Annotated in this window: 8 protein-coding genes; 2 read left to right on the forward strand and 6 right to left on the reverse strand. The window is 43.8% G+C overall.

Annotation, left to right across the window (positions count from 1 at the left end; all coding sequences use genetic code 11):
* The 4 genes from PN470_RS14415 to PN470_RS14430 all read right to left on the reverse strand — a co-directional run.
* The coding region (locus PN470_RS14415; RefSeq protein WP_272104721.1) for a tetratricopeptide repeat-containing S1 family peptidase at nucleotides 1-2503 on the reverse strand (2503 nt) is incomplete at its 3' end.
* Nucleotides 2504-2734: 231 nt separating this feature from the next.
* Entirely contained in the window at nucleotides 2735-5197 is a 2463-nt protein-coding gene (locus PN470_RS14420) for a CHASE2 domain-containing protein (RefSeq protein WP_272104722.1), read from the reverse strand.
* Between the two features lie 15 nt (nucleotides 5198-5212).
* Complete coding sequence (locus PN470_RS14425) at nucleotides 5213-6340, reverse strand: DUF1822 family protein (protein ID WP_272104723.1); 1128 nt, start codon at nucleotides 6338-6340, stop codon at nucleotides 5213-5215.
* 2 nt (nucleotides 6341-6342) lie between these two features.
* Nucleotides 6343-7590, reverse strand: a complete 1248-nt coding sequence (locus PN470_RS14430; RefSeq protein ID WP_272104724.1) for an RNA polymerase subunit sigma-70 — start codon at nucleotides 7588-7590, stop codon at nucleotides 6343-6345.
* 284 nt (nucleotides 7591-7874) lie between these two features.
* Between PN470_RS14430 and ftsH3 the strand changes: the two genes are divergently transcribed.
* Nucleotides 7875-9728, forward strand: coding sequence for an ATP-dependent zinc metalloprotease FtsH3 (ftsH3, locus tag PN470_RS14435; protein ID WP_002742170.1), 1854 nt, complete (start codon nucleotides 7875-7877; stop codon nucleotides 9726-9728).
* Nucleotides 9729-10113: 385 nt separating this feature from the next.
* Here ftsH3 and PN470_RS14440 read toward each other — a convergent pair whose 3' ends face one another.
* Nucleotides 10114-10533, reverse strand: coding sequence for a hypothetical protein (locus PN470_RS14440; RefSeq protein ID WP_271936952.1), 420 nt, complete (start codon nucleotides 10531-10533; stop codon nucleotides 10114-10116).
* Between the two features lie 40 nt (nucleotides 10534-10573).
* Nucleotides 10574-11077 (reverse strand): thermonuclease family protein, encoded by a 504-nt coding sequence (locus PN470_RS14445; protein WP_271936954.1) that lies wholly within the window; start codon nucleotides 11075-11077, stop codon nucleotides 10574-10576.
* 171 nt (nucleotides 11078-11248) lie between these two features.
* Here PN470_RS14445 and PN470_RS14450 point away from each other — a divergent pair, with 171 nt between their 5' ends.
* Nucleotides 11249-11413 (forward strand): hypothetical protein, encoded by a 165-nt coding sequence (locus PN470_RS14450; RefSeq protein WP_272104725.1) that lies wholly within the window; start codon nucleotides 11249-11251, stop codon nucleotides 11411-11413.
* Nucleotides 11414-11770: the final 357 nt, after the last annotated feature.

Below are 11770 nucleotides of genomic sequence, written 5' to 3' on the forward strand. Positions count from 1 at the left end.
CTAAATTAGGATTAATTTCAATAGCTTTGTTGAAGTCAGCTAAAGCTAATTCGTATTTTTGTTGGTTATAGTAAATACCCCCCCGGTTGAGGTAAGCCTCAGCTAAATTAGGATTAATTTCAATAGCTTTGTTGAAGTCAGCTAAAGCTAATTCGTATTTTTGTTGGTTATAGTAAATACCCCCCCGATTGTTGTAAGCCAAAGCAAAATTAGGATTAATTTCAATAGCTTTGCTGAAGTCAGCTAATGCTAATTCGTATTTTTGTTGGTTATAGTAAAGAAGCCCCCGATTGTTGTAAGCCTCAGCAAAATTAGGATTAATTTCAATAGCTTTGTTGTAATCATCTGATGCTAATTCGTATTTTTGTTGGTTATAGTAAAGAAACCCCCGATTGACATACCAAGCAGCACGGGGAGCGAGATTAATTGCCTGATTAATCGCAGCTAATCCTTCATCATAGCGTTTTAATTGATCTAATACTGCCAATTTCTCGTTATAGTGATTGGGGTTATTGGGAAACAGAGAAATCGCCTGATTAATCACCGTTAATGCTTGCTCATAATTTTCTCTGGCTTCTCTTTCTCTACCAGCACTTGTTGAGAAGTCACCTAAAGAGCGATAAACTACACTTTGCAGTTGTAAAATACTACTGTGAAAGTTCTTTAAATCTTCCCCTTTAGGTAAGGTATTAATCGCTTGTTGCAAAGCTTCTATAGCTGGTTGATATTTACCTAAATTACCTAACGCAAATCCCTTCCCATACCAAGCTAAATAGACATTATCGGGGTCATTTTGCTTAATCGCTTCATCAAAGGCTTTAATTGCTTCCTCATACCTTTCTAACCGCCATAATTGTCCCCCCCTTTCTATCCAAATATCCGCCTTCGCATTGGTATTAGGGACAATAACACCAGTAATCGCTTGAATAATTTCTAGTTTTTGTTGCGGACTAACTTGGGGTTGAGCAGTGGTTAATAATTGCGGTTTTACCTTGAATCTTTCTTGCAATCCGATAAAAGTGCTAATGGGAATTCCTAAACTATACCCTAACTGAATTTTCCCTCCCCCTGCTCCTTCTGAACGTCCATGAATCCCTATTACTCTCCCCTGGGAGTCTAAGACTGCACCGCCACTCATGCCCCCAAATGTGATGCTGGTATAAACTAATTCATAGCCTCCGGTTAAAGAAGCAACACTTTGTAATGTTCCACTTTGTTGCGTGCTTAAGTCACTTTGGCGGGTTTCTAGTAATCCCTGTTCTTTCTCGTTAATTCTACCGCCACTAAACAACCATTTCGAGGGATTGTCGCCAATTTTGGGGAAGCCTGCCGCAAAAACAAAATCACCGCTATTTGGGTTATAATTCGCTATTTCCGCAACGGGATAATTGTCCAGGCTTTCAAACTGAAAAACTGCTAAATCTACCCCTTCCTGCCGGATGATGGTGCTTTTCTCGATGTTTCGAGTTTTGCCGTCGCTGGTGACGACGGTGTAGGTGAAATTGAGACAAGGTTTACTTGCAGCATCTTGACTTTTTTCCTTCTCACATAATACATGGTCTGCGGTTAAAACCGTGTAAATATTCCCTTCTTTAGCGATAATTACGCCACTTCCATTGGTTTTACTGCTACTATCGATCCGGACGGTGAAACCCTTGGCTTTTGTTTCTAATTCGGCGATATAGTCAGTAGGGGCGGTGGTTTCTATATCGGGGTTCACCTGCGGTAGGGGTAGGTTATAGGCGCTGAGGATTTCGGGCCGGATGTAGGTTAATAGGGTATGAAGGGGAATGCCCCAGTTAACCGCTCTCATCTGTTGGATTTCCGCGTCTGTGGGTTTTGTACCGTCCTCGTAGATGTAGTTAGAGAGAATCGGATGGGCCGATCGCCCGTTAATGCCGATTAAATCCCGCTCGACAAAAATGCCGCCGCCACTCATTCCCTGCACGATATCGCCACTATAACCGACGCTGTAGCCATCCCGGAGGGGTCGATCGCTCACCTGTTCGAGGGTTCCCTTTGTCGTCCGATACTGTCCCGTTTCGGCAACATATCCCGCGGCCACCACTTCTAAACCGATCCTGTCTTGATTGGGGGTAAACTCCGCGATGGTGGCGATCGGATATTCCCGGGTATCGCTAAACTCCAGCAGAGCGAGATCTTGATTCTCCGATAGGGAATTGGGGACAATGCGGGCCGCACGGCTGTGGCCGTCGTAAGTTTGTACCTGTAGGGTTTTCGTGTTGCGGGTAACGTGGGCGTTGGTTAGGATAAGGTAATTATCGCCTTTTTTAGCGATAATTGTCCCCGATCCCCGATTTGTCTCGCTAGTAATCCGAACGGTGACTCGTTGTAGGAATTGCTCCTCGGTAAGCTCCCGATCGCCCTGTGCCGTCAGAATGGGATGATTAGAAATATTTCCGGCAGCCGGGGTGATAAGGGTTAACCCGGGTTGAGGCAGTAGGGAGAAAAGAAGGATGAGGGCGATCGAAGGTTTGATCATGGCTGTTACCTAGGGTTTGCTGAATAAATGTGAAATGTAGGCAAGGTAAGAGTTTTGTCGTTTTTCTCGTGAAACAGGTGCAAGATTTTGAGAGAATCGTGCTTCAAAACCTTGCGTCTTCATCGGCCCGGGTCCTGTAGGGGCGAAGCATTCGGGCAATAACCTATCGGTGAAACCGGAGATTTTCTATCCGAATGCTTCGCCCGTACTTTTTCAGCAAGCCTTACCTTGCTATTTTAAGTAGTAAGAACGAAGAAAAAAGAAGATACCGGAGGTGGCGAGAAGTGCGATCGCTGGGGGGATAATCGGAACCCAGAGACCGAAATAACTAAAGAGAAGCCAACCGATACCGGTGAGGGAAATCACAGCGATCGCCACTGTCAAAAGTACCGTTTTTACCCGAAGAAAACGCCACGTTAATAATCCCCCCACCAGGGACCAACCCAACACCCAGAAAGCCTCCTGTAGGGGATTCCAGAAAGCGATCGAGGTACGTTTTCCTTCCATTGTATCGAGAATTTGACTGACCGCGTGCGCGTGCAAATAAACCCCCGGAATTGCTTCCGATGGGTTGCGACTAAAGGGGGTTAAAAAATCATCAATCCCGGGTTCTGTTACTCCAATCAGGACAATTTTTTCCCGGACTGATTCGGAATTAAAACCCGGATCTAAAACCTGTCGGAGAGATTTTTTCGGAGCAATTTTGATGATTGCATCGATGCCATTATCGGCGATTCGACGGTAAGCGAGCATAACTTGACGGCCGGATCGGGTATCGGATTGACTGGTTCTGTAGGGGCCGCGGTTGGATTGTAGCCAGTCACCGAGATGAGTATCCCCGATATTAATTTCTAGAATTCCCCGCTGCAGTTTATTGCAGTCAAAATCTTGATTCTGGGATTCTAGATATCGTTTGGCAATTAGGAGACTAAAACTAGGAGCATAATCTTTAAAATTACAGGACATTGAGTCAACTTTGGCCAAAGAATCCGGGGGAAGACAGGGAGAGGTGCGATCGAGTTTTGCCTGATATAAAAAACGACGAATTCGGGGAACTCCGGCAATGGTTTCGTCTGGGACTATGTTACTAAAACCACTCTGATTTTTTGGCAGTTCTGGGGGTGGGGGAAATCCGTCCGGTTGCGGGTAATTATTAAACTTACAAATCGAGATAAAATTAGGAGTATTTTGTAATTGTTTGGCTAGGGGTGGATAATCTTGACTGGCAGCGATGGGACGGAGGATATCTAAGGCGATAATTTGCGGTTCGTAGGGCAGTAATTTATTTAAAAGCTGCGATAATCCTTCTCCTGCGAGGGAACGTTTTTGATCGCTTCCTGGTATTGTTGGTCTTTTCATACCCATGCGATCTTGATATTCCCAATCTTGGCGATCAATGGTAATAATTAATAATCTGTCATCGGGTTTATCTTTGGGTTTTAGTTGCATCAGGCGATCATAAATATTTAATTCTAAGGGTTCTAAAATTCCCGTTTCTCTTATTGCCAAGACTGTCATCGCTACGGCTAAACCTAAACCGAAAGTTAGAGCGAATCGTCGCCAATTTTGTTGTTTTTGAGGGGAGTTACTGAAACTATGCCAAGTGGGGGGTTCTTCGGTGGGATTGGGGCAAACTACGGGCAGCCAACTGGCACAGGGATAGTCTTTTTCCCAGTCATCGTGCAGATTTTTTTGGGCTTCATGTACGGCACTATAGAGAGATTTATTATTGGTAAAAGCGGTTAAAAAGTATTGCAGAAATTTGGGAGAAACAGGATCGGGTAATTTCTCGCGCATAAAGATTAGATGGGGTAATGCCATCCCTTTTTCCCGTGATAGTTGTTGTGCTAAACCGATACCATCACAGGAGTTAAATATCGCTAACTTTAACCCGTTTTTAGTGGCTTCTCCCAGGGAAAAGCTAAAATCAGCTATCTTTAATTTATGAGTTTCTGTTAGTTGAATTTCGCAATCTTGACCATCTTCTGTACTGGCACTATGACCGCTAAAAAAGAGGATATTCCAAGTTTCTTGACGCAATAACTGATTTAATTTTTGCGGGTGAGGGGCTTTTTCCCAGATAATTTCGGCTCCTGCTTTTCCCGCAATATCGTCTAAAGTTTTGCGATCTTCTTCGAGAAATCTTAAGTCGGTGGCATAGCCTAAAATGGCTAAAATCCGAATTTTTTCATGATTTTTTAATTGTCTGGTTAAGGTATCGTATTCTGAGACAATAATGGCTATATCTGCGCCAGTATTTTGGAGGATTTCCCATTTTTCCCAGGGGAATCTTTGCAGCCAAATATTATCGGTTTGTAACCAGATACGAAAGTTATTGCCAGAGCGCAGAATTGCGGTTTTGATCGGTTCAAATTCTGGGCTATTATTCAACCATCTGTTTAAGTTATCCTCAAATAATTTGGCTTTTTCTTGGCAGTTTTTAAAAACTAAACTCTGCTGAGAACTATTGGTAATTTGTTGGGGATTGCTATCTTTTAAGATTTTAAAAAATCCCTCTAATTCACTATAGTGACGTTGCCATTGACGGTAAAGAGTTAATAACTCTAAATTAGCTGGTAGCCTTGCTTTGATCACAGTTTGGGGACGAGAATTAAGATCGGGACGAATTTCTAATTTTACTTTAAATCCCCGATCGAATGTGCCATCTAGTTCGAGAGTTAAGAGTTTAATCATTAAGTTTTTCCTCGCTTATACTTGTAAATATTCGGTGACTCTTGCCGATTCTAAGGTCACTTCAATGAAGAATTTATCCCCCAATTCAGCATCAAATCGATAACGAATAAATTCATCGTTATCTGTGGCAATTACTTCTCGAAAAACCTGACCAGTTTCGGTGAGAATAGTTAATTTTAAATGGGGGGGTAAAGTGCTTGTTTCTCCGGTGGGGTAAACAGTCGCTTGCAGGCTAAATATTTCTTCAATTTTAGCGATAGTAATCATCAAAGCGAGGGGATTTCCCAGTAATTCTACTCCTAAATCTTTGATGCGTTTAATTTCTGTATTTTTGAATGCTGGAACCAGTGACAGTGAGCTAAAATCGAGGATACTTTGCCAATCAATGGGGAAATTATCAGTAAACCAATTGGTTAACTTGACGGGGGATTTTTGCCGACGGGTAATTAAAATTTTTCTCCAGTTACTATTGACGATAACTGCTGCCCATTCTTGAAAAGCAATAGCTTTTCTGGGAAAGATTAACTTAGGATTAGCTAAGATGTCTAGTAAGGTTGTCAATCTATCTAAAGATAGTTTTTCTTCCATCTTTTCCCGTTCAATCTTCACTGGTTGTAATTGACACTCTCCCCATAAATCTAAAGAATCTGATCCTGATTGCAGTTGATTTCTCGGTAGAGAGTAGTTAAGATTACGCTTAATATATTGTCCTTTTTCCTTAATATCTTTATGGGTAGTATAACCCCAAATTCTTAGATAACTTTCGGCAGTGTTTACCTGTACAGCTAGATAATAATCACCAATTAATTGAGGAATATCTACCCATTCTTGAGGAATTTCGATCGCTTCTATATCCAGAGTTTCGCTGGCAATAACTATTACTGACTTTTCGCCTAATTTAACGGTAAAACCATTAACTCCTAGTTGCCAGAAATCCTCTTGATTTTCTACTAAGCTAACCCCAGGCATCCCTGACTGTAGATAGTTAAAAATAACTTGTTGACAGAGATAATTAATATAAAATCTCTGACGAATACTGGCATCAGTAAAACTGGCACTTTTTGCCCAACTTATCTCTTGAATATCTGCGGGTATTTCTAGCCAAATGCTATCAGGAGTTAGTTCTAACCAATCATTAACCATAATTAATCCTCCTGAGTTGTTGCGCTGGTTTGATAGTAGTATGTTAGCCATGGTTCTATTGCCTTACTAATAACTTCTCTATCGTGGGACTGGGAAGGAATATGCAGGTTTTCGCTGGCCCAGGGTAAAAACTTTTTAGCGAGGTGACGATAAACTTTATCCAGTTCCCTAGAAACCTGATATTGTTTGATAACCACCGTGGTGATTTCTGTAATCTTAGCGGCAATTGCCACTTGTCCCAACCCTAACCCATAAGTCATCTCTAGAATTAACTGAATTTGCGGATGCAGTTTTGCCTGTTGCGGCTGCTGACAAATCTGTGAAATTTCTGCCCCTAACCAAGCTAGAATTTTTTGGTGGTTTTGTTGCGACTCGCGAAAATTTTCCGCCGCTTCTAATTGCTGCCAAGGGGTATCATGGTCAGTATCTTCGATCATTTCTTCCCTCGTGCTACTTTCCTCACCCCCTAAAGGTTGCTGTAGAGAAATTGTTTTTCCTTGGGGAAATAAATAATCAGAAATAGCTTGTCCCGCATCCTTTAACCATCGGGTAATTGTCGCAGAATTGATTTTGATGGTAGAGTGGCTATCCGAGTTATAAGCAGCGGCGATTTTTTGCCAGATTTCTGGACTAGGTTCCTGAATTTTACCATCGGTTTTTATTTTTGCCTGGGCATAAATTTCTTTATAGTAATCCCAAGCTAAAAGGTAATTTTCGAGAGTTTCCCCCACTAATCCCCTCGCCTGGAGAGCTTGGCTGAGACGCGCTCCGGTAGAATTAAGTAGTAGGCTCCAAGTATTATGGCCGAATGCTTGACTAATCTGACGGATGCGATCGATTAAGCGATATTTAATCCTCTGAGTGGCAAAATTATCGAAGCGAGTGGAGAATAAAGGCTTAAAGTCAGCTAAGATAGCCTCAAAACCAAGAATTCCTTCGTTAAAGTAGTCTTCGATCTGATAATCTAGTTTAGCTTGATATTTTTGATAGATTTCGGCAGCAGCCCAGTAGCAAGGTTCCTGCAAATAAGCGTATAAATGCCCACGAAAAAGATGATTTTGGGAACCGTGATTCTGATACTGTTGCTGAAAGAATAGGGCCCAATACTCCTCTGAATCGACATTAGGATCGATTGGGCCATAGCTTTCCATGTTACGACGCAAACGCCGATCGCAATTCCATTCTGTCCTATTTTGCTGCAAAACTAAAAAGCAACAAAACTTCTCCAGCAAAGTCTCTCGTTTTTTCATCTAGCTAGTCCCCGTGGAGGTCAACTAAACTCTCTATCGTTCCACTTGCAGCTTTTATGCAGTATTTTGGCATTTTGTTACAAATTGATCATACTCGGTCGAGGAGAGCCACAGTAAATGGCTTTTTTACCCACTCCCCCACCCCCAACAGCTAACCCCCATGCAGGACCAGAACAGGCATATTAAAAAAAAACCTGTCCACTGTTCCTGAGAAACGTTAACATAAGTTAACAACCCCTTAACAACCGATAAGATCATCCTCAATTTATCAGGAGTTCGACAGCGTGAACAAAAACGGTAATAACAAAAAATGGCGCAATGCGGGACTATATGCCCTATTGTTAATCGTAGTCCTTGCCTTGGCCTCAGCTTTCTTCGATCGCCAGCCAGCAGTGCAACAAACTTGGAAGTATAGTGAATTTTTACAGGAAGTACGCGAAGGTAAAGTAGAAACCGTGCGCTTAAGTGCCGACCGGCAACGAGCGATCGTACCCACCCAAGACGGTACAAATGTATTAGTTAACCTGCCCAACGATCCGCAATTAATCAACATCTTGGCAGAAAATAACGTTGATATTTCCGTACTGCCCCAAAGAGAAGAAGGAGTATGGGTAAGAGCCTTCAGTAGCCTCTTTTTCCCGATTTTACTTCTTGTTGGTCTATTTTTCTTGCTCCGTCGCGCCCAAAGTGGTCCCGGTTCCCAAGCGATGAACTTCGGCAAATCGAAAGCAAGAGTACAGATGGAACCCCAAACCCAGGTTACTTTCGGTGATGTGGCCGGGATTGAAGGGGCAAAATTAGAATTAAACGAAGTGGTGGACTTCCTGAAAAATGCCGATCGCTTCACGGCAATTGGGGCAAAAATCCCCAAAGGAGTCCTTTTAGTCGGTCCTCCGGGGACAGGTAAAACCCTGCTCGCTCGCGCAGTAGCTGGAGAAGCGGGAGTCCCGTTTTTTAGCATTTCTGGTTCGGAATTCGTGGAAATGTTCGTCGGGGTGGGTGCTTCTCGCGTCCGCGACCTATTTGAACAAGCGAAAGCGAATGCACCTTGTATCGTCTTTATCGATGAGATTGATGCTGTCGGTCGTCAACGGGGTGCCGGTTTAGGGGGTGGTAACGATGAACGGGAACAAACCCTCAACCAATTATTAACGGAAATGGACGGTTTTGAAGGTAATACAGGTATTATCATTATCGCCGCCACTAACCGTCCTGATGTGCTGGATGCCGCTTTATTACGTCCGGGTCGTTTCGATCGCCAAGTGGTGGTGGATCGTCCCGATTACGCTGGCCGTAAGGAAATCCTTAATGTCCACTCCAGAGGCAAAACTTTGGCCCAAGACGTGGATCTCGATAAAATCGCTCGTCGTACCCCCGGTTTTACCGGTGCGGATCTGGCTAATTTGCTCAACGAAGCCGCAATTTTAGCCGCACGTCGCAATTTAACCGAGATTTCCATGGATGAGATCAACGATGCGATCGATCGTGTTCTGGCCGGTCCTGAGAAGAAAAATCGCGTCATGAGTGAAAAACGCAAAACTTTAGTTGCTTACCATGAAGCTGGTCACGCTTTGGTGGGTGCTTTAATGCCGGATTATGATCCTGTCCAGAAAATTAGTATTATTCCTCGCGGTCGCGCTGGGGGTTTAACTTGGTTCACCCCTAGCGAGGATCGCATGGAATCCGGGTTATATTCTCGCGCTTATCTGCAAAATCAGATGGCTGTAGCTTTGGGGGGTCGTTTAGCTGAAGAAATTATCTTCGGTGAGGAAGAAGTGACCACAGGCGCTTCTAATGACCTGCAACAGGTGGCACGAGTAGCGCGGCAAATGGTAACTCGTTTCGGAATGAGCGATCGCCTCGGGCCGGTGGCTTTAGGTCGTCAAAATGGTAATGTTTTCCTAGGTCGTGATATCGCTTCCGATCGAGATTTCTCCGATGAAACTGCGGCCGCTATTGACGAGGAAGTGCGTAACCTAGTAGAACAGGCCTATCGTCGCGCTAAAGAGGTTTTAGTCAATAACCGCGCCATCTTGGACCAGTTAGCGCAAATGTTAGTGGAAAAAGAAACCGTGGACGCGGAGGAGTTACAAAATATCCTCGCTCATAACGAGGTGAAAATGGCGGCTTTAGCTTAAGTTTTGTAACATTTTCTTGACAAACAGCATCCTGATGGGTGCTGTTTTTTTGTTAAATGAAAATTAATGACAAACTTAATTTCTTGCTGATCAGCTGTTAATCAGCTTAACAGGCGTTGCTGATTTGAGATATGATACTAAATCCGTTGAGTATAGGCTACATATCAGGAAAGGCAAAAGGCAAGAGGCAAAAGGGGGGATAAATAATCAGTTTTTAATAACCAGATTTAGTATGAATCTTCTCTTGTGGGATTTTTAAAACCTAGACCCAAACTAACTTTTGGACACGATGCACAGTTGGCATTCATACCTTGATTCAGTAACGCCTTCTCAGTTATCAGTTATCAGTTATCAGTTATCAGTTATCAGCGATCAGTCAACAGCCCTAAATGAAACTGGCATTAACCTGATAGGAGATCAAATCTCCCTCGACAAAGAAGCTGAGGCCGTAGCGACCCGGTGTTAAATTCAAGGATAATCGAACTGGCAGAGCCAGCGCTTCGCTCCCGCCGTATTCAACCGAGCCGACGACGGTGACGACACCCTTACTATCGAATCGCACTAACTCGGTGATCACGTTGGGATCGGTGGCGAGTTCCAAACGAAGGTTACGCGAAGTCCTGAATCTTAGTCTGTCCACACTATCCCAAACGCCGCAGCGATTAGTTTCCCCTAAATGACCGTCAACCTCGAAGCTTTTGCCCGTCCTTGCGGTTCCCAGATCGAGCGCCCCGCCCCATTCCCGACTCAGATCCAGTCTGGCATAAATCTCGCCGTCCATTCCAGTAATAATATCTCTGTTCATAATTCACCCTTGCAATTTCCCTATATCTACAGATCAAAAACTAGCGATTCCGTCGTCGCCATTCCCAGGGTGGCATCGGGTTTCCCCCGCAAATTCCCTTGCGGTTCGATCGAGCTTCGGTAAAAGCCCTTTCGATTTCTTTCCAGCTTGGACAGTTGCCCTTGAATCGATCGTAAGCCCAAACCATACCGTCCTTTACCTGCTGCAGTTGAACTAGCTGACCGTTGGCGTACACCTCGGCCACGGTACGCCCAAAGCGATCAGTATCAACCGCATTGATGCTGACTTGGTTATTTGCCCGGTTAAGGAGCGATCGCAAGTGATCACGACTGGCGATGCCGTTTTCCTGTTTGATTTCTGGGGCATCAACACAAGCGAATCTGATTCTCTGCTCTTTTCCGTCACAATCGACCCTAATCGTGTCGCCGTCGTGTACCGAACCCCTGACCACCGTGCAAGTGCGGGTATTGGCTAAGGTTGAGGAGGGAAGGTTCTGACAGAACACCAATAGTAAGGCGATCGCTAAAAGGAAAAGGCGCTTCATGGTTTTTGGGTGCGTGACGGTGGCAAGGAAAACCAAATCGTCGGGATTGGTAATCGCCGTCTATTTTACGGTGGTGAGGATGTCAACGGCAAAATTTCCGTAAAGAGGGTGATTCCCATTGATTAATATGTCAGGTTCCCTGCCGTAAAGAATCCATAGATACTTGAGGCAATGATGATTACAGAATTAAATACCCGGTTAGAGGCTCCCGAAAAAACAACCGATGAGATAAGACAACGCAAGGAAGTGATCGACTGGCAATCGGCCGAGTTTAACCAGTGGATGACCGGAATCAAAACAAGGCTAAATGCGATCGCTGGTAAGATTGAAAAATAGCGAAGATTTAAAAGGGAATCCAATCAACTCGGTCAATCCATTCTTCTGCTTTGGATGCTTCCTAAATCAGATATAATTCTTCTGCCCAGATTTCTAAATTAGCACTGGGACGCAACCATAGTAAACCCCAAATATGTCCCCCCTTATCCCAATGGTTTTTCAGGTGTCCGGGCATACTGCGACAATTATTTGGTAACTAACAACCGTTGAAATGATGCAACATAATCTAGGATTTCTGGGTCTAAAGTTCCCAGTGGTGGTGCATCGGGTTCACCTACTCGCAAAATATCGAGATTAGGATTCAATCGCAACAGAGATATTTTGAGGTCTGGGGATAAGTTTTCATCTAACAAAAAC

The organism is Microcystis sp. CS-574, from assembly GCF_028329095.1.
Taxonomy (GTDB): Bacteria; Cyanobacteriota; Cyanobacteriia; order Cyanobacteriales; family Microcystaceae; genus Microcystis; species Microcystis ichthyoblabe_A.